This is a genomic window from Amycolatopsis sp. NPDC051371 (genome assembly GCF_040682155.1).
In the GTDB taxonomy this organism is placed as follows: Bacteria; Actinomycetota; Actinomycetes; order Mycobacteriales; family Pseudonocardiaceae; genus Amycolatopsis.
Window position 1 is genome coordinate 230,755 of sequence record NZ_JBFBAG010000007.1, and the last position, 21,960, is coordinate 252,714.

General features: G+C 71.7%; 21 protein-coding genes. 9 read left to right on the top strand and 12 right to left on the bottom strand.

What is annotated here, in order from left to right; all coding sequences use genetic code 11:
* Positions 1-22: 22 nt before the first annotated feature.
* Both AB0M59_RS12235 and AB0M59_RS12240 read left to right on the top strand, forming a co-directional pair.
* The gene (locus AB0M59_RS12235) at positions 23-862 is read left to right on the top strand and encodes a coproporphyrinogen III oxidase (protein WP_364612852.1); all 840 of its coding nucleotides are present in this window, start codon (positions 23-25) and stop codon (positions 860-862) included.
* Positions 863-1,173: 311 nt separating this feature from the next.
* A complete protein-coding gene (locus AB0M59_RS12240) occupies positions 1,174-3,741 on the top strand; it encodes a PQQ-dependent sugar dehydrogenase (RefSeq protein ID WP_364612855.1) in 2,568 nt (855 codons plus the stop codon).
* Between the two features lie 48 nt (positions 3,742-3,789).
* Here AB0M59_RS12240 and AB0M59_RS12245 read toward each other — a convergent pair whose 3' ends face one another.
* Positions 3,790-4,158, bottom strand: coding sequence for a hypothetical protein (locus AB0M59_RS12245; RefSeq protein ID WP_364612858.1), 369 nt, complete (start codon positions 4,156-4,158; stop codon positions 3,790-3,792).
* Positions 4,159-4,320: 162 nt separating this feature from the next.
* Between AB0M59_RS12245 and AB0M59_RS12250 the strand changes: the two genes are divergently transcribed.
* The gene (locus AB0M59_RS12250; RefSeq protein WP_364612861.1) at positions 4,321-5,439 is read left to right on the top strand and encodes a hypothetical protein; all 1,119 of its coding nucleotides are present in this window, start codon (positions 4,321-4,323) and stop codon (positions 5,437-5,439) included.
* On the opposite strand, the gene AB0M59_RS12255 is transcribed toward AB0M59_RS12250, so the two are convergent.
* Positions 5,414-6,022 (bottom strand): TetR/AcrR family transcriptional regulator, encoded by a 609-nt coding sequence (locus AB0M59_RS12255; protein ID WP_364612864.1) that lies wholly within the window; start codon positions 6,020-6,022, stop codon positions 5,414-5,416. The two genes, AB0M59_RS12250 and AB0M59_RS12255, sit on opposite strands and share 26 nt — an antisense overlap.
* Before the next feature lie 70 nt (positions 6,023-6,092).
* Here AB0M59_RS12255 and AB0M59_RS12260 point away from each other — a divergent pair, with 70 nt between their 5' ends.
* Positions 6,093-6,953 carry a sterol desaturase family protein gene (locus tag AB0M59_RS12260; RefSeq protein WP_364612867.1) on the top strand — a complete coding sequence of 287 codons (861 nt, stop codon included), beginning with the start codon at positions 6,093-6,095 and terminating at the stop codon, positions 6,951-6,953.
* 1 nt (position 6,954) lies between these two features.
* On the opposite strand, the gene AB0M59_RS12265 is transcribed toward AB0M59_RS12260, so the two are convergent.
* The 5 genes from AB0M59_RS12265 to uvrC form a co-directional block, all read right to left on the bottom strand.
* Positions 6,955-7,938 carry a glucosyl-3-phosphoglycerate synthase gene (locus AB0M59_RS12265; RefSeq protein WP_364612870.1) on the bottom strand — a complete coding sequence of 328 codons (984 nt, stop codon included), beginning with the start codon at positions 7,936-7,938 and terminating at the stop codon, positions 6,955-6,957.
* Positions 7,939-8,062: 124 nt separating this feature from the next.
* Positions 8,063-9,058 carry a DNA-binding protein WhiA gene (gene whiA / locus AB0M59_RS12270; RefSeq protein WP_364612873.1) on the bottom strand — a complete coding sequence of 332 codons (996 nt, stop codon included), beginning with the start codon at positions 9,056-9,058 and terminating at the stop codon, positions 8,063-8,065.
* A complete protein-coding gene (yvcK, locus tag AB0M59_RS12275; RefSeq protein ID WP_364612929.1) occupies positions 9,058-10,050 on the bottom strand; it encodes a uridine diphosphate-N-acetylglucosamine-binding protein YvcK in 993 nt (330 codons plus the stop codon). Before yvcK ends, whiA begins: the two co-directional genes overlap by 1 nt.
* 1 nt (position 10,051) lies before the next feature.
* The gene (gene rapZ / locus AB0M59_RS12280) at positions 10,052-10,909 is read right to left on the bottom strand and encodes an RNase adapter RapZ (protein WP_003101350.1); all 858 of its coding nucleotides are present in this window, start codon (positions 10,907-10,909) and stop codon (positions 10,052-10,054) included.
* Between the two features lie 42 nt (positions 10,910-10,951).
* The gene (gene uvrC, locus AB0M59_RS12285; protein WP_364612876.1) at positions 10,952-12,907 is read right to left on the bottom strand and encodes an excinuclease ABC subunit UvrC; all 1,956 of its coding nucleotides are present in this window, start codon (positions 12,905-12,907) and stop codon (positions 10,952-10,954) included.
* A 193-nt stretch (positions 12,908-13,100) separates the two neighbouring features.
* Between uvrC and AB0M59_RS12290 the strand changes: the two genes are divergently transcribed.
* Together AB0M59_RS12290 and AB0M59_RS12295 are read left to right on the top strand one after the other, a co-directional pair.
* Positions 13,101-13,823, top strand: a complete 723-nt coding sequence (locus AB0M59_RS12290; RefSeq protein WP_364612879.1) for a trypsin-like serine protease — start codon at positions 13,101-13,103, stop codon at positions 13,821-13,823.
* Between the two features lie 75 nt (positions 13,824-13,898).
* Entirely contained in the window at positions 13,899-14,678 is a 780-nt protein-coding gene (locus AB0M59_RS12295; RefSeq protein ID WP_364612882.1) for an exodeoxyribonuclease III, read from the top strand.
* Between the two features lie 10 nt (positions 14,679-14,688).
* Here AB0M59_RS12295 and AB0M59_RS12300 read toward each other — a convergent pair whose 3' ends face one another.
* From AB0M59_RS12300 to rpe, 5 genes are all read right to left on the bottom strand, one after another.
* Positions 14,689-15,132 (bottom strand): PH domain-containing protein, encoded by a 444-nt coding sequence (locus AB0M59_RS12300; protein WP_364612885.1) that lies wholly within the window; start codon positions 15,130-15,132, stop codon positions 14,689-14,691.
* Positions 15,129-15,635 carry a 6,7-dimethyl-8-ribityllumazine synthase gene (ribH, locus tag AB0M59_RS12305; protein WP_364612888.1) on the bottom strand — a complete coding sequence of 169 codons (507 nt, stop codon included), beginning with the start codon at positions 15,633-15,635 and terminating at the stop codon, positions 15,129-15,131. The genes AB0M59_RS12300 and ribH overlap by 4 nt, the downstream gene beginning before the upstream one ends.
* A complete protein-coding gene (locus tag AB0M59_RS12310; RefSeq protein ID WP_364612890.1) occupies positions 15,632-16,960 on the bottom strand; it encodes a bifunctional 3,4-dihydroxy-2-butanone-4-phosphate synthase/GTP cyclohydrolase II in 1,329 nt (442 codons plus the stop codon). The genes ribH and AB0M59_RS12310 overlap by 4 nt, the downstream gene beginning before the upstream one ends.
* The gene (locus tag AB0M59_RS12315) at positions 16,957-17,586 is read right to left on the bottom strand and encodes a riboflavin synthase (protein WP_364612893.1); all 630 of its coding nucleotides are present in this window, start codon (positions 17,584-17,586) and stop codon (positions 16,957-16,959) included. Before AB0M59_RS12315 ends, AB0M59_RS12310 begins: the two co-directional genes overlap by 4 nt.
* A 79-nt stretch (positions 17,587-17,665) precedes the next feature.
* On the bottom strand, positions 17,666-18,337 hold the full coding sequence (rpe, locus tag AB0M59_RS12320) for a ribulose-phosphate 3-epimerase (RefSeq protein WP_364612932.1): 672 nt from the start codon (positions 18,335-18,337) through the stop codon (positions 17,666-17,668).
* A 137-nt stretch (positions 18,338-18,474) separates the two neighbouring features.
* On the opposite strand from rpe, the gene AB0M59_RS12325 reads away from it, so the two are divergent.
* The 3 genes from AB0M59_RS12325 to phoA all read left to right on the top strand — a co-directional run bounded on the left by AB0M59_RS12325 (position 18,475) and on the right by phoA (position 21,956).
* Complete coding sequence (locus AB0M59_RS12325) at positions 18,475-19,674, top strand: histidine kinase (protein ID WP_364612896.1); 1,200 nt, start codon at positions 18,475-18,477, stop codon at positions 19,672-19,674.
* On the top strand, positions 19,671-20,333 hold the full coding sequence (locus AB0M59_RS12330; protein WP_364612899.1) for a response regulator transcription factor: 663 nt from the start codon (positions 19,671-19,673) through the stop codon (positions 20,331-20,333). The genes AB0M59_RS12325 and AB0M59_RS12330 overlap by 4 nt, the downstream gene beginning before the upstream one ends.
* A gap of 156 nt (positions 20,334-20,489) precedes the next feature.
* The gene (gene phoA, locus AB0M59_RS12335; protein WP_364612902.1) at positions 20,490-21,956 is read left to right on the top strand and encodes an alkaline phosphatase; all 1,467 of its coding nucleotides are present in this window, start codon (positions 20,490-20,492) and stop codon (positions 21,954-21,956) included.
* The last annotated feature ends 4 nt before the right edge of the window (positions 21,957-21,960 follow it).

Consider the following 21,960-nt stretch of genomic DNA (forward strand, 5'->3'; position numbering starts at 1 on the left):
CTCGCCCGTGGGGGTGGGGGTCATGCTTTCAGGTGAGGACAGCAGACGCGACGCCGTCAAGGCGATCATGAGCTCCGGCCAGCGCGAGCTGGTCGCGGAGCTGGAACGCCTCGACGGCGGGGCGCGGTTCGGCCGGGGCCGGGCGCGCCTGCTGGAAAACGGGGACGTCTTCGAACGCGCCGGGGTCTGCGTGACGACCGCGGACGACGGCGGGTTCTTCACCAGCGGCCTGTCGGTCGTGATCCACCCGCGCAATCCGCGGGTTCCCGCCTTCCAGGCGCACTTCCGGTACTGCGAATCCGGGGACACCTGGTGGTTCGGCGGCACCGTGGAGCTCCTCCCGTGCTACGGCTTCGCCGAGGACGCGGCGCACTTCCACCGGGTGCTCAGGCAGCACTGCGACACGCTCGACCCGGCGTTCCACGCGCAGGCGAAGCGCACCGCCGACGACCGGTTCCGGCTGCCGCACCGCGACGAGCCGCACGGGCTCGGCGGCATCGCCTTCGACCACCTGCGCCCGTCCGGCCCGCACGGCTGGCGGCGCGGAGCCGCGTTCACGGCGGCGGGCATCGCCACGATCGCCCCCGCGTACCTGCCGATCGTCCGACGGCGGCGGGACCTGCCGCACGGCGAGCGCGAGCGGCAGTGGCAGCTCCACCGCCGCGGCCGGTACGTCGAATCTGCCCTGTTCCGCGCCGCGTCCGCCACGCGGGCCGACGCCGAGGCGATCCTGCTGGCGCTGCCGCCGCTGGCGCGGTGGGAATCGGGGTTCACGCCGGAGCCGGGGAGTCCCGAAGCGGAACTGGCGTCGTTCCTCGTGCCGCGCGACTGGGCGAGCGAAACCGCCGCCACCGTCAGCTGACGCTCAAGCGCCCCAAGGCCGCCTTGGGTGCGTTCAACGCACCGAAGGCCGCCTTGGGTGCGTTGAGCGCACCGAAGGCCACATTGGGGCGCGGTGTCCGGCGCCGGGCGGGGAAGCGCACCGCTGAGCGGGAAACCCTTCTTCACCAGGGGTGAGCGCCCGTGTCGAGTATTGACACGACCCGCCCGAAGGGTGTGAGATCCGTCCTATAGATAGGAAACTTTCCTAACTATTAGGTCCAGTTCCGGTGGTCCGCCGACCAGTTCCGCCCCGGTCACCCCCTGTCCCCCGACCCACGCAGGAGGCTCCCAGTGGCACCCCGTCCACCGTGGCGCGTGGTACTGGCCGGTACCGCCGTCGCGGCGCTCGGCCTCACCGCGCTCAGTCCGGTAAGCGCTTTCGCAGCAGCGGACACCGACTACGAGTCCGAGAACGCCGTCGTCTCCCAGGGCGTCGTCGAGTCGAACCACGCCGGCTACTCCGGCACCGGGTTCGTCAACTTCGACAACGTCGCCGGCAGTTACGTCGAATACTCCGTGAACGCCGCGCAGGCGGGCACGCACACCCTGACCTTCCGCTACGCCAACGGAACCGCCGACAACCGGCCCGTGAAGCTCGTCGTCGACGGCGGTGACAAGGGCACCGTCGACTTCCCCGGCACCGGCGCGTGGACGACGTGGAAGACCGTCACCGCGAGCGTGCAGCTGACCGCCGGGGTCAACAAGGTCCGCACCACGGCGACCACCGCCAACGGCGGCCCGAACGCCGACAAGCTCACCGACACCTTCGTCGCGCCCACCGACAGCGAACCGCCGTCGCCGCCGTCGAACCTCAAGGCGAGCAACATCCTTCCCACCGCGGCCACGTTCTCCTGGACCGCCGCGACCGACAACGTCGGTGTCGTGCGTTACGAGATCAACCGCGGCGGCAACATCCTCAAGACCGTCGACGGCAACACCACGTCGGCGACCGTGACCAACCTGACCCCGAACACCGCCTACGACATCTCGATCGGCGCGTTCGACGCCGCGGGCAACCCGTCGCAGCAGAGCAACGTGGTCACCTTCACCACGCCGCCCAGCGACGACACCACCCCGCCCACCGTGCCGGGCAACCTGCGCTCCACCGGCGTCACCGCGAACAGCGTTTCCCTGGCGTGGAACGCTTCCACCGACAACGGCGGCACGGTCGCCGGCTACGACGTCTTCCAGGGCGCCACGAAGGTCGCGACCACGACGTCCCTCGGCACGACCGTGACGAACCTGAACCCGAACACCTCGTACACCTTCACGGTCAAGGCGCGCGACCCCGACGGCAACAGCTCCGCGGCGAGCAACGCGGTCACCGCCAAGACGAGCGCTCCGGGCGGCGCCGGGGGCATCCCGGAGTACGACAAGGACATCGCGAAGGTCGACCTCGGCTGGTCGGTGGACTTCCTGCCGAACGGCAACGCGCTGGTGACCGAGCGGGACCGGTTCGAGATCCTGCTGGTGACGCCGTCGGGCCAGAAGACCACGCTGGGCAAGGTGCCGGGCGCGGTCGGCACCAACGGCGAAGGCGGCCTGCTGGGCCTCGCGATTTCGCCGAACTGGGCGAGCGACCGCGCGGTGTACGTCTACCACACCGCATCCGGGGACAACCGGATCGTGAAGATGACCTACGACGGCACCACGCTGTCGTCGACGTCGACGCCGGTGCTGACCGGGATCGCCAAGAACCGCTACCACAACGGCGGGCGCATCAAGTTCGGTCCGGACGGCAAGCTGTACGCCACCGTCGGCGACGCGAAGAACAGCGACAACGCGCAGAACAAGAGCTCGCTCAACGGAAAGATCCTCCGGCTGAACCCCGACGGCTCGGCCCCGAGCGACAACCCGTTCTACGCCACCGGCGGCAACGCCCGGTACGTCTGGAGCTACGGCCACCGCAACCCGCAGGGCCTGGCCTGGGACTCCCGCGGCCAGCTGTGGGCGGCGGAGTTCGGCGAGAGCAGCCAGGACGAGCTCAACCTGATCCAGAAGGGCGGCAACTTCGGCTGGCCTAGCTGTGAAGGCACGCAGGGCAGCTGCAGCGGCTTCATCGCCCCGAAGAAGACGTGGCCGACGTCGCAGGCCGGGCCGAGCGGGCTCGAGATCGTCAACGACTGGATCTACATCGCCGGCGTCACCGGCGAGCAGATGTTCGCCACGCAGATCAACGCGGCGGGCACCGGCATCGGCACGGTGTCGACCCTGTTCTCCGGCCGCTGGGGCCGGCTGCGCTCGGTCACGAAGACCCCGGACGGCGGGCTGTGGCTGACCTCGACGAACAACGACAAGAACGGCGGCACGCCGTCGGTGCTGGACAACGTGATCGTGCGGCTGAAGTTCCCCGGCGGCGCCACACCGGGTGACTTCAAGCTGACCAGCTCCGCCTTCGCCGACAACGCGACCATCCCGGACAAGTACACCTGCGCCGGCGACGGCACGGCGGGCCAGGACCCGTCGCCGCCGCTCACGTGGGGCGCGTCCACCGGCGCGAAGGCCTACGCCGTCGTGTTCGCCGACGTCGCCAACAGCGGCAACAAGCTGCACTGGGCGATCTGGGACATCCCGGCGTCGGCTCGTTCGCTGCCGGAAGGTCTCGGCGCGGGCTACACCGTGCCGAACCAGGGTGGCGCGAAGCAGAAGGCCATGGGCAGCGGGGCGAACGCGCAGAAGTTCTTCGGCCCCTGTCCGGGCGGCTCCAGCCACCCGTACACGTTCACGCTCTACGCCCTGAACACCGCGACGGTTCCCGGCCTGACCTCGTCCTCGACGATGGCCCAGATCGAAACGGCGGTCAAGGGCGCCTCGGCGGGCAGCGTCGTGCTGCGCGGCAAGTCCAGCGCGGCTGCCTAGAAGCCGCGGCAGGGGTGACCGGAGCGGCGCCGGTCACCCCTGCCGCGCTCACCCCTGTTCAGCGAGGCTGCGCAGGTGGCCGTCGACGTCGAAGCCGTGCTCCTCCAGCCGCCGCCGCGCGAGCAGGAGCTCGTCGGGGGTGAACAGGTCGGCGTACTCCGCGTGGAGCATCGTCGCCTCGGAGCTGCGGCCGAGCTGGTTCTTCTCCCAGAGCACGGTGAACCCGCCGGCGGTGCCGGCGCCGCGCAGCAGCAGCCGGGCGGCTTCGACGCCGCCGTGCTCGCGCACCATCCGCTCGAACTGGGCCGGCCGGTACCCGTAGTCCTTCGCCAGGACCCGGCAGCCGTCGAGCAAGTCCTCGGTGAACCGCGCGGCGAGGCGGGGATCGACCGGGACGGGAGCGGCTGGTTCGGGCATGGGACACCTCTCGACGCGATGGCTTCCCTGATTAATCGCGAACGGGAGCGGTTTCGCTACGCCGTTCGGGAAGTCAATCGACAGGAACCACTCTCCGTGTCCTGAATAACGGACAAAAGCGGCAAACGGGAACAGTCGGTGCCCTCTGCCAGGATGGCCGGCATGCGAACCGTGGTCCACGGCGACGTCCACGTCCACTATGGACAGCTCTACGTCCACAGCGAGGGCGGCGAGCCGTTCGAAGGCGATCTTTCGGCGTGCTTCGCCGGTCAGCGCAACGGGCTGTGCGGCGCCGCGGTGGCGGGGACGCTCTTCCTGCTCACCGGCCTGCACACCGGGGAGGTCGGGTTCACCGCGGAGGTGCACGAGACCGAGCCGCCCGACGCCGGCGGGGAGGACGTCGTCGAGGCGTCGTTCCGGGCCGAGGGCCGCGCGATGCTCGTGACCTGGGGCGGCGAGGACTGGTGGGACCTCGAGCTGACGCCCGGCGACTACCGCGTCCGCTACAGCGGGACGGCCATGGACGCCGGCCGCGAGCAGGACACCCGCGTCGACGGCGAACCCGAGCGGGACCGCTACCTGCTGCAGTTCTGGCCCGCGCCGCCGGCGCCCGACGCCGTCGTCCGGCAGCACAGCGCGGCCGCCGCGTACTGGCACGACTTCGCGCGGAAGCTGCCTCCGCCGCCGACGCCCTCGGAACTCGCCGCGGCCGAGGAGGCGCGGCAGCGGGCCGAAGCGGAGGCACGCGCGAAGGCTCAGCACGAGCGGATGCTCCGCGAGTGGGGCGGGACCCTGCCGGACGAGCGGATTCTGGCCCTGCGGCCGGGGTTTCTCCGGGAGTTCGCGAAGCAGGAGCGCGGTTTGACCGGTGACCTCGTGGCGGCGCCGGTCGAAGCTCAGCGCGCGCTGGCCCGTTGGGTCGCTCGGCGGACCTTCGAACGCGCCGGACTGGACGGCGTCGGCTGGATCGCCGAGGGGCTGCGCGCGCTCGAGGACGGCCGGGCGCTACCCCCGCCGTTCGACGACGGGAACGCGGCGTGGGAGCGCCTGCTGTCGGATCCCGACGTGCCGCACACCCTGGTGCGCACGCCGGACGGCCGGCACGACAACGCGTTGCAGCAGGCCATGGCCTTTCCGGCGATCTTCGGCGCGGCGGAGGAAGATCCACTCGAAGCGCTGGGACGCACGCTGTCGGCGGCCGCGGTGACCTTCGGCGATGATCGGGCGGCGTTCTTCGCAGCAGCCCGCGCCGAGCTCACCAGCCGAACAGACCCTCCATGATCCGCGCGCAGCGGGCCGACATGGCCACCGCGTCTTCGTCCGGGCGGTCGATCCACCAGCTGATCAGCGAGTCGACCACGCCGGTCCACACCTGCGCGATCGCTTCGATGTCGACCGGGTCGGCGAGCCCGCGCGACGTCATCAGCTGCGTCGCGCCGAGCAGGGCGAACGCGTCCAGGCGGCGCCGGTAGTCCGCCGCCGCGGCCGCGATGTCGCCGCTGCCCGGAACCGTCTCGTCGCGCAGGAGGCGCCACGCGTAGCGATCGTGGTCGAACGTCGTGAAGATCGCCGAGAGCACCTTCAGCGGCATCTGCTCGGGCTCGCCGCCGCCCGCCATGGTCGTCGCGACGCCCTCGGTCAGCCGGTCGCCCGCGCGGTGCAGGCAGGCCAGGTAGAGCCCGTCCTTCGAGCCGAAGTACTGGTACAGCAACGGCTTCGTGACGCCGACGCGGCGCGCGATCTCGACCATCGACGCGCCCGCGTAGCCCGCCCGGCCGAACTCCTCGGTGCCGGCCACGACGAGCTGGGCCTCCCGCTCTTCGCGGGGCATGCCCTTGGTCCCGACCGCCCTTGACTCCGTCACGCCGGAGAGCCTACCGTGCGTAAAGTGACCCGCGGGTAAGTTACCGTAGGGTCAGATCGAAGGAGGCGACGTGGCCGAGTTCCTGGCGCACCTGCGCGACCCCGTGCTGTTCGCGACCCCGGTGTTCCTGCTGTTCGTGGCGATCGAGATCGTCGCGGTGCACGTGCTCGGGCACGACGACAACGTCATCGGCTACAGCCCGGCCGACACCCGCACGAGCATGCTGATGGGCACCGTCGCGGTCGGGGTCAACGCACTGTTCCGGCTGGTGATGCTCTTCGTCTTCGCCGCGCTGTTCGAGCTCGCGCCGGTCCGGCTCGACCCGCGCGACTGGTGGACGTGGGTGCTCATGCTGCTCGGCCAGGAACTGGTCTTCTACGCCTACCACCGCGCCAGCCACCGCGTGCGGCTGCTGTGGGCGGGCCACCAGGTGCACCACTCCAGCGAACACTACAACTTCTCGACGGCGCTGCGCCAGAAGTGGACGCCGTACTTCCAGCTGCCGTTCTGGTCGGTACTGGCCCTGTGCGGGATCCCGCCGTGGATGATCCTGACCGGCCTGTCGATCGACCTCGTCTACCAGTTCTTCGTGCACACCGAGAAGATCGAAAAGCTGCCGCGCTGGTTCGAATACGTCTTCAACACCCCGTCGCACCACCGGGTCCACCACGGCAGCGACGCCGAGTACCTGGACGCCAACTACGGCGGCATCCTCATCGTCTGGGACCGGATGTTCGGCAGCTTCGTGCCCGAGGGCAGGCGGCCGAAGTACGGGCTGACCAAGAACATCGAGACGTACAACCTGCTCAAGGTCGGCTTCCACGAGTACGGCTCGATCCTGCGCGACCTCCGCGCCGCCCGGACGTGGCGCGAGCGCACGGGCTACGTGCTCGGCCCGCCCGGGTGGCAGCCCGAGCACGTGCCCGGCTGACCTACGCCGTTTCCCGCAGCGCGTGCGCCGGCAGGCTGTCCAGCGGCGGACGCTGCGGGGACGTCAGGTCGGTGAGGACGAGTTCGCGCTCGACGCCGCCGGTCGACGTGCCCCGCTGGAACTGGGCGAGGATCGTCGCGGGCGGCACCGCCGTGACCACGCGGTCGTAGCGCTCCAGGCGGTCGAAGAGCGTCTGCATGATCTGCCCGGACATCCGGCCCAGCGCCTGCGTGCTCTGGTGCCGGTGCACGCGGTGGCCGAGGTCGACCTGGGCGAGCGCGTCGAGGCCGCGCAGCTCCAGCAGGTCGATGAGGTGCCCGATCTCGACGCCGTAGTTGACGACGAACGGGATGCTCTCCAGCACCTCGCGGCGCCCCGCGTACTCACCGGCGAGGGGCTGTACGAACCCGGCCAGCTCCGGCCAGAACATGTTGAGCAGCGGCCGGGCGACGAGCTCGGTGACGCGGCCGCCGCCGTCCGCCTCGGTGCCCAGCGGGCGGTGGTAGAAGCCCTTGACGTAGGCGACCGACGGGTCGGTGAGCAGCGGGCCGAGCAGCCCGGTGACGTAGTCCGTGGTGAAGTCGCGGAGGTCCCCGTCGACGAAGACGACGAGATCACCGGACGTCGCGGCGACGCCCTTCCACAGCGCTTCGCCCTTGCCCTCGCGCGGTTCGAGCCCGGGATGGACGTCGTCCTGCGCGACGACGCGAGCGCCGGCCGCGGCGGCCACCGCGGCGGTGGCGTCGGTGGACCGGCTGTCGACGACGACGATTTCGTCGACGAGCACGCCGTGGAGCTCCTCGCGGATGGCGGTGACGATCGCGCCGACGGTGGCTTCCTCGTCGCGGGCCGGGATGACCACGGAGACGGTGGTGCCGCGCTTGGCCGCGACCAGTTCCTCGATGGTCCGGTCGCCGGCCTTGCTGCTGCGGCGAGCGAGCCAGGTGCCGACCTCCGGCGTCATGTGCAGCCGTGCGTTGCGCATGCTTTCCCCTTCCCTCGGTCGCCTCCGAGGTTCGAGGTCCCGCGTTTCGGCGGTCGCGCCGTGGTGCTACCGCGGTGTTACGAGTCGGCCTCCGCGGCACCGTTCCCGTTAACGGCGCGAGGCTCTAGGCCTCGTCGTCCTCTTCGAGCATCTCCGGCGTGACCGCGGACTCGGTGTCCGGGATGTTCAGGTCCTTGGCCCGCTTGTCCGCCATCGCCAGCAGGCGGCGGATGCGCCCGGCCACCGCGTCCTTCGTCATCTGCGGGTCCGACAGCTGGCCCAGTTCCTCCAGGGACGCCTGCCGGTTCGACAGCCGGAGCTTGCCCGCCGCCAGCAGGTGGTCCGGGGCCGTGTCGCCGAGGATCTCCAAGGCTCGCTGCACCCGGGCCGCCGCCGCCACCGCCGCCCGGGCCGAACGGCGCAGGTTCGCGTCGTCGAAGTTGGCCAGGCGGTTCGCCGTCGCGCGGACCTCGCGGCGCATCCGGCGTTCCTCCCACTGCAGGACGCTCGTGTGCGCGCCCAGGCGGGTCAGCAGCGCGCCGATCGCGTCGCCGTCGCGGACGACCACGCGGTCGGCGCCGCGGACCTCGCGGGACTTCGCCTGGATGCCCATCCGGCGGGCCGCGCCGACGAGCGCCAGTGCCGCCTCCGGGCCCGGGCAGGTCACCTCGAGGGACGACGAACGGCCCGGTTCCGTGAGCGATCCGTGGGCGAGGAACGCGCCTCGCCACGCCGCCTCCGCGTCGGCCACTCCCCCGGACACCACGGCCGCGGGCAGCCCGCGCACCGGGCGGCCGCGCTGGTCGATCAGCCCGGTCTGGCGGGCCAGGCCCTCACCGTCCTTGACGACGCGCACGACGTAGCGGGTGCCCTTGCGCAGGCCGCCGCTGGCGGTGATGACGTGGACGTCCGAATGGTGGCCGTACAGCTCGTGGATCTCCTTGCGCAGCCGTCGCGCGACCGAGCCCGTGTCCAGCTCCGCCTCCACGACCACCCGGCCGGCCACGATGTGCAGCCCGCCGGCGAAGCGAAGCAGCGACGCGACCTCCGCCCGGCGCGGCCCGATCTTCGTGATCTCCAGCCGGCTCAGCTCGTCCTTCACCGCGGCGGTCATCGCCATTACTGCCCCTCCCTGCCTTTCGCTCCTCCCCCGTGCTCCCCGCCCCTGCCGAGACCGAGAGCCTCCCGCATGCATCGCGCGAGCGCATCAGGATCATGCCGTCCCGCCACTTCCGGGTCGCCCACCGCCCCCAGGTGGGCGCGACCGCCGAGCCGTTCGGCCGCGCGCCGGAGATTCGCCGGGTCGGGCACGGAATCGCGGTCCGCGATCACCGCGTCGACCCGCAGATCGGGCGCGTGTTCGAAGAGTACGTCGAGGTGCCGCTCCGGCGAGAACCCCGCGGTTTCCCCCGGCTGGGGGACAAGGTTGAGCACGAGCACCTTCGTCGCGGCGGTCTTCACGAGCGCGTCGTGCAGCCCCGGCACGAGCAAGTGGGGTAAAACGCTCGTGAACCAGGAGCCCGGCCCGAGGAACACGACGTCGGCCTTCAGCACCGCCTCCACCGCTTCCTCGCACGCCTGCGGCGGCCGCCCCGAGTGACCCGGCGAGTGCAGGCTGACGCGCTGCACCTGACCCGGCGTCGACGCCACCGCGACCTGCCCGCGGATGGTGCGCAGCGCCGCCGGGTCCTCGCTGTCGAGGCCGCTGACCTGGCCCACGATCTCCAGGGGCTCCGGTGACATCGGCAGCACCCGGCCCGAGACGCCCATCAGGCGGCAGGCCTCGTCGAGCGCGGCGACCGGGTCGCCGAGCACCTCGAACAGCCCGGCCAGCAGCAGGTTCCCCACCGCGTGCCCGGCCAGCGCGCCGTCGCCGCCGAAGCGGTGCTGGAACACCTCGGCCCACAGCGTGCCGCCGTCTTCCGCCGCGAACGCGGCGAAGGCCTGCCGGAGGTCGCCCGGCGGCAGCAGCCCCAGCTCGCGCCGCAGCCGGCCGGACGACCCGCCGTCGTCGGCCACGGTGACGATCGCGGTGACGTCGGGGGTCACCCGCCGCAACGCGGACAACGTGGCGTGCAGCCCGTGGCCGCCCCCGAGGGCGACCGCGCGCACGTTATTCACGACCAAGGTCGCGGTGCACCACCTTCACGGCCATTCCGTCCTCTTTGGACAGACGCTGGGCGAGCTCCACGGACAGCGCCACGCTGCGGTGCTTGCCGCCGGTGCAGCCGACGGCCAGCGTCAGGTACCGCTTGCCCTCGCGCTTGTAGCCGGCGCCGATCAGCCGCAGCAGCTGGTGGTAGCGGTCGAGGAACTCCTCGGCGCCCTCCTGCGAGAGGACGTAGTTGCGGACCTCGCCGTCGAGGCCCGTGTGTTCGCGCAGCTCCGGGATCCAGAACGGGTTCGGCAGGAACCGGACGTCCATCACCAGGTCGGCGTCCATCGGCAGGCCGTACTTGTAGCCGAACGACAGCACGGTGACCCGGGTCTGGGTGCTCGCCTCGGAGCCGAACGCGTCCTCGATCTTGGCACGCAGGTCGTGCACCGACAGCGACGACGTGTCGAGCACCAGGTCGGCCTCTTCGCGCAGCGGCTCCAGCAGCGTCCGCTCCGCGGTGATGCCGTCGGCGAGCCGGCCGTCACCCTGCATCGGGTGGCCGCGGCGGACGGCCTCGAAGCGCCGCACCAGCACCGCGTCGGTCGCCTCCAGGAACAGCACGCGCGGCTTGTAGCCCCGGGCGTCCAGGTCCTTGATGACCGAGGCGAGGTCGTCGGTGAACGCACGCGAGCGCACGTCCATCACCACGGCCACCTTCGTGATCGCGCCGCGCGCCTGCGCGCCCAGCTCGACCATCGTGGCGATCAGCTCCGGGGGCAGGTTGTCGACGACGAACCAGCCCAGGTCCTCCAGGCACTTGGCCGCCGTGCTGCGGCCCGCCCCGGACAGGCCGGACACGACCGCGACCTCCATGCCGGACCCGCGGATCTCCTCTTGCGCACTCACTGTGTTTCCCTACTCCCCTGCTTTCGGACCCGCACCGGACTCCCCGGCCAGCGCGGCGACCACGGCCTCCGCGGTGCGCCTGCCGAAGCCGGGCACCGCCTCGATCTCTTCGATCCTGGCCTGCTTGAGCTTCTTCACCGAGCCGAAGTGCTTGATCAGGGCGGTGCGGCGAGCCTGCCCCAGCCCGGGCACACTGTCCAATTCGGACGTCACCAGCCGCTTGGAGCGCTTCTCGCGGTGGTAGGCGATGGCGAACCGGTGGGCCTCGTCACGCAGCCGCTGGAGCAGGTACAGCCCCTCCGACGTCCGCGGCAGGATCACCGGGTCGGGGTCGGCGGGCAGCCACACCTCTTCGAGCCGCTTCGCCAGCCCCACCACGGAGATGTCGGTGATGCCGAGCTCGGCCAGCACGTCCGCGGCCGCCGTGGCCTGCGGGCCCGCGCCGTCGACGACCAGCAGGTTCGGCGGGTAGGCGAACTTCTTCGGCCGGCCGGTCTCCGGGTCGAGGCCGGGCTTCGACGAGTCCGTCTCTTCCGCGGTTTCCTTCAGGTAGCGGTAGAACCGCCGGCGCACGACCTCGGCGATCGACGCGACGTCGCCCTCTTCGGCCGCCTCGCGCAGCGCGAAGCGCCGGTACTCGGACTTGCGCGCCAGCCCGTCCTCGAAGACGACGAGCGACGCCACGACGTCGCTGCCCTGGATGTGGCTGATGTCGATGCACTCGATGCGCAGCGGCGCGGTGTCCAGCGCCAGGAACTCCTGCAGCTCGGTGAGCGCCGCCGAGCGTGCCGTCAGATCTCCGGCGCGACGCAGCTTGTGCTGGGTGAACGCCTCCCCCGCGTTGCGCTGGACGGTCTCGGCGAGCGCCTTCTTGTCGCCGCGCTGCGGCACCCGCAGCTGCACCCGCGAACCCCGCAGCCCGGTGAGCCACTCCGCGACCGCGTCGGCGTCCGCGGGCAGTTCCGGCACCAGCACCTCGCGCGGGACCACCGGCCCCGCGTCGACATCGTCACGGGCGTCGAGCTCGGCCTCGTCGCCGTAGAACTGGGTGAGGAAGTGATCGACCAGCGCGGGGACGTCCATCTCCTCGGCCTTGTCGATCACCCAGCCGCGCTGGCCGCGGACCCGGCCCCCGCGCACGTGGAAGACCTGGACCGCGGCTTCGAGGTCGTCGTGGGCGAACGCCACGACGTCGGCGTCCGTGCCGTCGCCGAGCACCACGGCCTGCTTCTCCATGGCCCGCCGGAGCGCGCCGAGGTCGTCGCGCAGCCGGGCGGCGCGCTCGAACTCGAGCTCTTCGGAGGCGGCGGCCATCTCGGTCTCGAGCCGCTTGATCATGACGTCGGTCTTGCCCGCGAGGAAGTCGCAGAAGTCCTCGATGATGTCGCGGTGCTCGTCGGCGGAGACGCGGCCGACGCAGGGCGCCGAGCACTTGTCGATGTAGCCGAGCAGGCAGGGCCGCCCGATCTGCCCGTGGCGCCGGAAGACCCCGGCCGAGCACGTGCGCGCCGGGAACACCCGAAGCAGCAGGTCGAGCGTCTCGCGGATGGCCCACGCGTGCGCGTACGGGCCGAAGTACCGGACACCCTTCTTGCGCGCGCCGCGGTAGACGTGCAGACGCGGGAACTCCTCGTTCAACGTCACCGCGAGCACCGGGTAGCTCTTGTCGTCGCGGTAGCGGACGTTGAACCGCGGGTCGAACTCCTTGATCCAGTTGTACTCGAGCTGCAGCGCCTCGACCTCGGTGCTGACGACGGTCCACTCGACGCTCGCGGCCGTGGTGACCATCTGCCGGGTGCGCGGGTGCAGGCCGGAGAGGTCGGCGAAGTAGGAGTTCAGCCTGCTGCGCAGGCTTTTCGCCTTGCCGACGTAGATGACCCGCTTGGTCGCGTCGCGGAACTTGTACACGCCAGGGGCCTCCGGGATGCTTCCCGGAGCGGGTCGGTAGGTGGTCGGGTCAGCCACCACCCCAGCCTATTTGCCGCCACCGACAGTTCTCGCACGCCCCCGGCCGGGCGGGCGCGAACTGCCCGGATGTGTCCGATCCGCCGGAAGTCGGGTCTTCGCCCGGTTCCGACTTCGGTAGGTGTCGCCCGGGGTGACGCGGTGGTTACTTTCCGACCGGCCGATCCGGCCCCCGTCCGAAAGGATCACCACCGTGAGCCCTCTTCGTATCCTCGGCGCCGCCTCGGCGGCCGCCGTCGCGCTGACCCTCGCCGGTGCCGCGGTCGCCTCCGCGGGCGTCCAGCCGAACATCGTCGGCGGCACGACCTCCCCCGCCGTCTCCTGGGGTGCCCAGGTGTACGTGAACACCGCCGGACGCGACTTCCAAGGCTTCAACTGCTCGGGCACGGTGATCGCCGCCCGCTGGGTGATGACCGCGGTGCACTGCCTCGACCAGGACGGCTCGGGCATGCACGTCAAGGTCGGCAGCAACACGCTGTTCTCCGGCACGCAGATCGCGGTCGACGGGAAGTACGAGTCCCCCAACGGCGACATCGCGCTGCTGCACCTGGCGTCGGCGACCAGCGCGGCGCCGGTCAAGCTGGGCAGCGCGGACCCGGCGACGGGCAGCACCAACCAGCTTTACGGCTGGGGCCGCACCACCCCGACCGGCCCGCCGGCGTCGGCCCTGAAGACGGCGAACGTCCAGGTGACCGGCCGGTCGTCGGACGCGTACGGCGGCCGCGCGATCCAGAGCGTCGGCATCAACGGGTCGGCGTGGAAGGGCGACTCGGGCGGCCCGCAGCTCTCCGGCGGCGTCCAGGTCGGCGTCGCGTCGACGGTCCAGAACCAGAGCGGGACGAACACGCGCGGCACGAACAACTACGCGAGCGTGGCTTCGAGCCGGTCCTGGATCCGGACGACCGCGGGCGTCTGAGGTACTCCGCGTTCCGGGGCGGCGCGGTCTCGCGCCGCCCCGGAACTGTCGGTGGGGTGTGGGATGCTCGCGGGCATGCGGATCGCCACCTGGAACGTGAACTCCATCGTCCCCCGCCTGCCGCGCGTGCTGGAGTTCCTGGAGAAGACGGCGCCGGACGTGCTGTGCCTGCAGGAGCTGAAGAACGCGACGGAGAAGTTCCCGTTCGCCGAGGTCGAGGCGCTGGGCTACGAGGTGGCGGCGTACGGGCTCGGGCGCTGGAACGGCGTGGGGATCGTGTCCCGGGTGGGGCTGTCCGACGTGGTGCGCGGGCTCCCGGGCGAGCCTGAGTTCGACGGGGCCTCCGAGGCGCGCGCGATCGGGGCGACCTGTGGGGGCGTGCGGGTGTGGTCGGTGTACGTGCCGAACGGGCGTGAGCCGGACAACCCCCACTACGCGTACAAGCTGGAGTGGCTGGAGTCTCTGCGGTCCCTGGTGGCTTCGGAGCTTTCCGCGGAGGGTCCGTTCGCGGTGCTCGGGGACTTCAACGTCGCCCCGGCGGACGCGGACGTCTGGGACATCGCGGTGTTCGCGGAGTCGACGCACGTGACGAAGCCGGAGCGGGACGCGCTGGCCCGCCTGCGGGACCTCGGGTTGTCGGACGTCTTCCCGCGGCCGTTGAAGTACGACCACCCCTTCACCTACTGGGACTACCGGGCGGGGAACTTCCCGAACAACAAGGGGATGCGGATCGACCTGGTTTATGGGAACACCGCGTTCACCAGTGCGGTGACGGATTCCTATGTGGACCGGAACATGCGGAAGGGGAAGGGACCTTCGGACCACGCGCCGATCGTGGTGGACCTGAACCTCTGACCCGCCGGGGTCAGCCGCCGGTGGCCGCGCGGTGCAGTTTTCGCAGTGCCCGCACCGCTTCCACCGCCCGCGCCCGGTCCACCGCCTGCACCGCCATCACGGCGTGGTACTCGTCGTCCGGCAGCTCCAGCCGAGCCCACGAAGCACCGTCCGGGAAACTCACCGAAAGCACGTCGTCCCAAGCGAACCGCCGGGTGATCAGCACGTTCCGGACCTCGATGCCCTCGGCATCCGCCCGCACGCGCGCGATCGCGAACAGCATCACGCCGCACGCCAGCAGGATGCCGATGCCGATCATCGCCGCCTGGTCGGAGCGCTGGAAGTGGACGCCCGTGTTGCCGTTGCGCAGCAGCACCGCCACCACCACGAACACCGCCAGCAGCGCCACCGCCAGCACGCTGCACACCATCAGCGCGCGCCGGGGGCGGATCACCAGGAGAGTCTGCACGCTCACACGAAACCCCGCTCGGTCCACGGCTGGCGCAGGCTCCGCAGCACGTGCGCGGAGTCCAGAGCCGCCACCGTCGCCTCGTAGCCCTTGTCCTCCTTGGCCCCCGGGCGGCCCGACCGATCGAGCGCCTGCTCCTGCGTGTCGCACGTCAGGACGCCGTTGCCGACCGGGGTGCTCTCGTCGAGCGCCACCCGGGTCAGGCCCGCCGTCACCGCGTCGCACACGTACTCGAAGTGCGGGGTGCCGCCGCGGATGACCACGCCCAGCGCGACCACCGCGTCGTGGTTGCGGGCCAGCGCCTGCGCCACCACCGGGAGCTCGATCGCGCCCGCGACGTGGACCACCGTCGGCTCGTCCTCGAGCTCCGCCTCCTTCGCCGCGGCCAGCGCGCGCTCCAGCAGGACGTCGGTGATGTCCGCGTTCCAGCGGGTGGCCACGATGCCGAGCTTCAGGGACTTGCAGCCGGTCAGGTCCAGCGAAACGTCGGGACGGCCTTCGCCGCTCACAGTGCTCCTCCGTCGGGGTGCTCGGCGCCCGCGCCGACCTGGTCGTAGTGCTCCAGCTGGGCCAGGTCGTGCCCCATCCGGTCGCGCTTGGTCCGCAGGTAGCGCAGGTTCTCCGGGTTCGGCGAGATCGGCAGCGGCACCCGCCCGGTGACGCGCAGGCCGTAGCCCTCCAGGCCGATCCGCTTGGCCGGGTTGTTCGACAGGAGCCGCATGGTGCGGACGCCGAGGTCGCAGAGGATCTGCGCGCCGGTGCCGTAGTCGCGGGCGTCGGCCGGGACGCCCAGCGCCAGGTTCGCGTCGACCGTGTCGGCGCCGTCGTCCTGCAGCTGGTAGGCCTGCAGCTTGTGCAGCAGGCCGATGCCGCGGCCTTCGTGGCCGCGGATGTAGAGCACGACGCCGCGGCCTTCGGCGGCCACCGCTTCCAGGGCCGCCTCCAGCTGCGGGCCGCAGTCGCAGCGCAGCGAGCCGAAGACGTCGCCGGTCAGGCACTCGGAGTGGACGCGCACGAGGATGTCCTGGCCGTCGCCGATCTCGCCGTAGACGAACGCGACGTGCTCGATGCCGTCCAGCAGCGAGTCGTAGCCGACCGCGCGGAACGTGCCCGCGGCCAGCGGGATGCGCGCTTCCGCGACGCGCTCGACCTGCTTCTCGGTGCGACGGCGGTAGGCGATCAGGTCGGCGATGGTGATGATCGCCAGGTCGTGGTCGGCCGCGAACACCTCGAGCTCGTCGCGGCGGGCCATGTCGCCCTCTTCCTTCTGCGACACGATCTCGCAGAGCACGCCCGCCGGCGCGAGCCCGGCCATCCGGGCCAGGTCGACCGACGCCTCGGTGTGCCCGGGCCGGCGCAGCACGCCGCCCTCCTTCGCGCGCAGCGGCACGACGTGGCCGGGCCGGCGGAAGTCCTTCGCGGTCGACGCCGGGTCGGCGAGCAGCCGGGTCGTGTGCGCGCGGTCGGCGGCGGAGATGCCGGTGCTGATGCCGTCGGCGGCGTCCACCGTGACGCTGTACGCGGTGCCCCGCGCGTCCTGGTTCGTGTGGTACATCGGCGGCAGGTCCAGCCGGTCGGCCTCGGCCTCGGTCAGCGCCACGCAGACGTAGCCCGAGGTGTAGCGGACCATGAACGCCAGCAGCTCCGGCGTCGCCTTCTCCGCCGCGAAGATGAGGTCGCCTTCGTTCTCGCGGTCTTCGTCGTCGACCACGACGACCGCACGGCCCGCCGCGATGTCCGCGATCGCCCGCTCGATGGCGTCGGCGTCGAACACCGCCCCGGTTCCGCACGGGGTCCAGCCCGCTTCGGGCTCTGCCGCACTCGACTCACTCATGACCGCTCCTCCGTGCCGCTGTCCCGATTCTGCACCTGGTCGCGGATATGCGCCTCGGCCAGCTTCTCCACGTACTTCGCGACCACGTCGACCTCGAGGTTCACCGGGTCGCCGGCCTCCCGGCCGCCGAGGGTGGTCACCTCGAGGGTGGTCGGGATCAGCGCGACCTTGAACTGGTCGCCGGAGACCGCGGCGACGGTCAGGGAGATCCCGTCGACCGCGATCGAGCCCTTCTCGACCACGTACCGCGCGAGGTGCTCCGGCAGCGCGAACGTCGTGACGCCGTTCTCGTCGCGGCCGAGGAACACGCCGGTCCCGTCCACGTGGCCCTGCATGATGTGCCCGCCGAGCCGGCCGCCGGCCGGGGTGGCGCGTTCGAGGTTGACCCGGTCGCCGGTCGCGACCTTGGCCAGGCTCGAGCGCTGGAGCGTCTCGTTCACGACGTCGACGGTGAACTCGCCGTCGGCCACGTCGACGACCGTGAGGCACACTCCGCTGACCGCGATCGAGTCGCCGTGCCCGGCGTCGCTGGTGACCAGCGGGCCGCGTACGCGCAGCCGTGCCGCGTTGGTCAGCTGTTCGACCGCGGTGATCTCGCCGATCTCCTCGACTATGCCGGTGAACACGTCCGCTGCCTCCTTGTGAGCCGGTCCTTCCATCCAACACCCGACGCGGCCCGGAGGCTTCTCCGGTGCCGCGGCGGTGTCAGCCGGCGCGGCCGCGGGCCGCCTGCTCGCGCAGCGCGGCGACCGCCTTGCCGGGGTCGCCGGCGCCGTAGACGGCGGACCCGGCGACGAAGCAGTCGACGCCCGCCTCGGCGGCCTGCTCGATGGTCTCGGCGTTGATCCCGCCGTCGATCTCGACGACCAGCTTCAGGTGGCCGGTGTCGACCAGCCGGCGCGCGGTGCGCACCTTCTCCAGCACGTCGGTGATGAACGACTGCCCGCCGAAGCCCGGCTCGACCGACATGACCAGCAGCGTGTCGTAGTGCTTGAGCGCGTCGAGCCACGGCTCGAGCGCGGTGCCCGGCTTGAGCGACAGGCCCGCCTTGGCGCCCGCGGCGCGCAGGTTCTTGGCCAACGCGATCGGGTCCTTCGCGGCTTCGGCGTGCACGGTGACGTTGTAGGCGCCGGCCTCGGCGTACCCGATCGCCCAGCGGTCCGGGTCGTCGATCATCAGGTGGCAGTCGATGGGCACGTCGGTGCTCTTCAGCAGCGCCTTGACCACGGGCAGGCCGAGGGTCAGGTTGGGCACGAAGTGCGCGTCCATGACGTCGACGTGGACCCAGTCGGCGCGGGTCTCCACGCCGCCGGCCACGGCGGCGATCTCCTCGCCGAGCCGGGCGAAGTCCGCGGACAGGATGCTGGGGGCGATCAGAGGTCGGTCTGCCACGTCCCGAGTGTAGGAGGCCGGTGCTAACGGTTGCTAACCGGTTGTGACGGATCTGGCGTAGGACCAGGATCTGGCTCCGGAGAGGGAGGTCGCGGCCGGCCCGGCCGCCCTACGCTCGCCGCATGCCCGGATTCCTCCTGTCCCTGACCCGGATCGGCAGCTACCGCAGCCTGCTCCACGCCGCCGCGGGGGCCGCCGTAGCGATGCCGGTGGCCCCCTTCGCGCTTGCCGCGGCGGTGGCCGTCGAAGCCGATTCCCGGGTTCGCGCGCTCGTCGCGCTGCTCGCCCTGGCCGTGCTGATGGGGCTGCTGGGCCTGCTGGGACCGGTGCGGCGCCTCGGCATCGGCCTGGCGAACACGCTGCTCGGCACCACCGTCCCCGCGCCCGGAAGCCGGCCGGACATCGCGACGCGGCTGCGGTCCGGGCTGTGGCTCGCGCTGCACACCGCGGCCAGCGGGATCCTGTTCACCGTGCTGGCCTTCCTGGGCCTCGGGCTGCTCGTGCCCGCCGTCTGGCTGACGGGCGGGCAGGACACGATCTCGCTGTTCTGGTCGGGGGTCCCGCTCGGGGCGTGGACGATCCCGTTCGGGCTGGTGGTGGCGTTCGCGGCGGTGGCCATGACCGCGGCCGCCACCTTCGGCCTCCGGGCCGCCGCGACCGCGCTGCTGGGCCCGTCCGACGCCGAACGCGCGGCGCTCGCCGAACGCCGCGCCGCCGTGCTCGCCCAGCGCAACCGGCTGGCCCGCGAGCTGCACGACTCGATCGGGCACACGCTCACGACGTCGACCATCCAGGCGGCTGCCGCCGCCGACCTGGTCGAGGCCGACCCGGCCCAGGTGCGGCGCGCACTCGGCAGGATCGAAGAAGCGTCTCGAAGCGCCCTCGAGGACCTCGACCACGTCCTCGGCCTGCTGCGCGAAGAACCCGCGGCGAAGGAGCCGACGCGCACGCTCGCCGAGGTGGATGTCCTCGCCGTGCGCGCCCGCGACGCCGGGCTCGACGTCCGGCTGACCGTCACTGGACCGGTCGCGGCGCTGCCCGCCGCGGTGTCGCGCGAGGGCTACCGGATCGTCCAGGAGGGCCTGACCAACGCGCTGCGCCACGCCGGCCCGGGCGCGGTCGACGTCCGCGTCGAGGCCGGGCCCGAGCGCCTGGCGATCGCCGTCGTCAACACGCTGCCCGGCGTGGGCCCGCGGCCCGGGCGGCGCGGGCTGACCGGGCTCGCCGAGCGCGTCGAAGCCCTGCGCGGCGAGCTCGACGCGGGTCCGGACGGCGAGCGGTGGCGGCTGCGCGCGACCATCCCGCTGCGGGCGGGCGCATGACGCCGACCGTGCTCCTGGCCGACGACGAGCCGCTGGTCCGCACCGGCCTGCGGGCGCTGCTGGAGCAGCAGGGCATCACCGTCGTCGGCGAAGCGGCCGACGGCTCGGAGGTGCTGCCCGCGGTCCGCCGCACCCGGCCGGACGTCGTCCTGATGGACGTCCGGATGCCCGGCACCGACGGCATCGAGGCCACCCGGCAGCTGCTCGCGGAGACAACCGAGCCGCCGAAGGTCCTCGTCGTCACGACGTTCGACAACGACGACTACGTGCACGAGGCGCTGCTGGCCGGGGCGAGCGGGTTCCTGCTGAAGCGGGCTCGCAAGGAGGAGATCGCGCACGCCGTCCGGACCGTCGCCACCGGCGAGTCGCTGCTGTTCCCCGAGGCGATCCGGCGGCTGGTGACCGCCCGTGGTGTCCGGCACGAACGGTACGCGCGGGCCGCGAAAACGCTCACCCGGCGGGAGGCCGAGGTGCTCCGGCTGGTCGCGACCGGACTGTCCAACCAGGACATCGCGGCCGCGCTCGTGATCAGCCTCGAGACCGTGAAGACCCACGTGGGCAACATCTTCGGCAAGCTCGGCGCGGCCAACCGCAGCCAGGCGGTGGTCATGGCGTACGAAGCGGGCGTCGTCAGGCCCGGGCACCTCGCCGGTCAATAACCGACGTGCTCCCGGTCACCTCCGTGAAGCCAGGTGTTCGATCAGCCGCCACCCGCCGCTCACCTCTCGTCCGTGCACGCCACACATGCACCAGGACTAATAGCCCGTGTCCGGAATCCGGGCTCTTACCTCCCGAAGTCCCCGAAGAGGAGAAACATGGCTTCGCTGCTCACCGGCCGCCGCCGGTGGCTGGTCGCGGGCGCGCTCGGCGCCGCGCTGGTCGCCGCCGCCCCGGTCGCTATCGCCGCCAACGGCTCCGACAGCGACAACGCGCGCTCGTCGGCCGGCACCGGTGACCGCACCAACGACGTCCGCTCCGCGATCCAGGGCGGCAGTGCCCGCAACGTCATCCTGTTCCTGGGTGACGGCATGGGCCAGTCGGAGATCACCTCCGCGCGCAACTACGAGCGCGGCGCCGCCGGCCGGCTCGCGATGGACGAGCTGCCGCTGACCGGCGACTACACCACCTACGCCGTGGAGCAGAACAACCCCGGCAAGCCGAACTACGTGACCGACTCGGCCGCGTCCGGCACCGGCTGGGCCACCGGCGTCAAGACCTACAACGGCGCCATCTCCGTCGACGCGTACGGCAACCCCGTGCCGACGATCCTCGAGCTGGCCAAGCGCGGCGGCCTGCGCACCGGCGACGTCACCACCGCCGAGGTCCAGGACGCGACCCCGGCCGTGCTGGGTGCGCACGTCGTCAGCCGCGACTGCAAGGGCCCGGTCGAGACGACCGCCAAGTGCGCCGTCAACGCCAAGGAGAAGGGCGGCGCCGGCTCGATCTCCGAGCAGCTCGTCCAGACCCGCCCCGACGTCCTGCTGGGCGGCGGCGCGACGTACTTCGACCAGACGGTCACCGCCGGCAAGTTCAAGGGCAAGACCGTTCTGGACCAGGCCAAGGCGGCCGGCTACAACGTCGTCAACACCGCGGCGGACCTCGCGGCGGCCAAGAAGGGCAAGCCGGTCCTCGGCCTGTTCGCCAAGAACAACATGCCGGTGAACTGGACGGGCCCGGCCGCGGTCCACGGCGGCACCGCGCCGGCGCGGTGCACCGCCAACCCGGCGCTGCCGAAGACCCAGCCGAAGCTGGCCGACCAGACCCGCAAAGCGCTCGAGCTGCTCGACGACCGGCACTCGGACAAGGGCTTCTTCCTGCAGGTCGAGGGCGCGAGCATCGACAAGCAGGACCACGCCGCCGACCCGTGCGGCCAGATCGGCGAGACGATCGACTTCGACGCGGCGATCGCGGCGGGCACGGCGTTCGCCCGCAGCCACCCCGACACGCTGGTGCTGGTGACCGCCGACCACGGCCACAGCAGCCAGATCGTCGAGCCGACCGCCACCCCGGGCCTGACCGCCACGCTGATCACCAACGAGGGCTCGAACATGACCCTCGCGTACGGCACCGCCGAAACCGGCGGCTCGCAGTCGCACACGGGCACCCAGGTCCGCATCGCGGCCATGGGCCCGCAGGCGGCCAACATCGTCGGCCTGACCAACCAGACCGACCTGTTCGGCACCCTGAAGCGCGGCTGGATGATGAGCCGGGCGGATCGGCTGGCCGCACCTTCCCTGCTAATGCAGGAACGATCGGCGCTGCGTTTGTCACCAGAAAACTAGTGTG

Bases quoted from the DNA above. Each gene is read 5' to 3' on its own strand.
- AB0M59_RS12235 (WP_364612852.1), top strand. From the start codon at position 23: ATGCTTTCAGGTGAGGACAGCAGACGCGACGCCGTCAAGGCGATCATG.
- AB0M59_RS12245 (WP_364612858.1), bottom strand. From the start codon at position 4,158: ATGCCCGAACCAGCCGCTCCCGTCCCGGTCGATCCCCGCCTCGCCGCG.
- AB0M59_RS12250 (WP_364612861.1), top strand. From the start codon at position 4,321: ATGCGAACCGTGGTCCACGGCGACGTCCACGTCCACTATGGACAGCTC.
- AB0M59_RS12265 (WP_364612870.1), bottom strand. From the start codon at position 7,938: ATGCGCAACGCACGGCTGCACATGACGCCGGAGGTCGGCACCTGGCTC.
- whiA (WP_364612873.1), bottom strand. From the start codon at position 9,058: ATGGCGATGACCGCCGCGGTGAAGGACGAGCTGAGCCGGCTGGAGATC.
- rapZ (WP_003101350.1), bottom strand. From the start codon at position 10,909: ATGGAGGTCGCGGTCGTGTCCGGCCTGTCCGGGGCGGGCCGCAGCACG.
- AB0M59_RS12295 (WP_364612882.1), top strand. From the start codon at position 13,899: ATGCGGATCGCCACCTGGAACGTGAACTCCATCGTCCCCCGCCTGCCG.
- AB0M59_RS12310 (WP_364612890.1), bottom strand. From the start codon at position 16,960: ATGAGTGAGTCGAGTGCGGCAGAGCCCGAAGCGGGCTGGACCCCGTGC.
- AB0M59_RS12325 (WP_364612896.1), top strand. From the start codon at position 18,475: ATGCCCGGATTCCTCCTGTCCCTGACCCGGATCGGCAGCTACCGCAGC.
- AB0M59_RS12330 (WP_364612899.1), top strand. From the start codon at position 19,671: ATGACGCCGACCGTGCTCCTGGCCGACGACGAGCCGCTGGTCCGCACC.
- phoA (WP_364612902.1), top strand. From the start codon at position 20,490: ATGGCTTCGCTGCTCACCGGCCGCCGCCGGTGGCTGGTCGCGGGCGCG.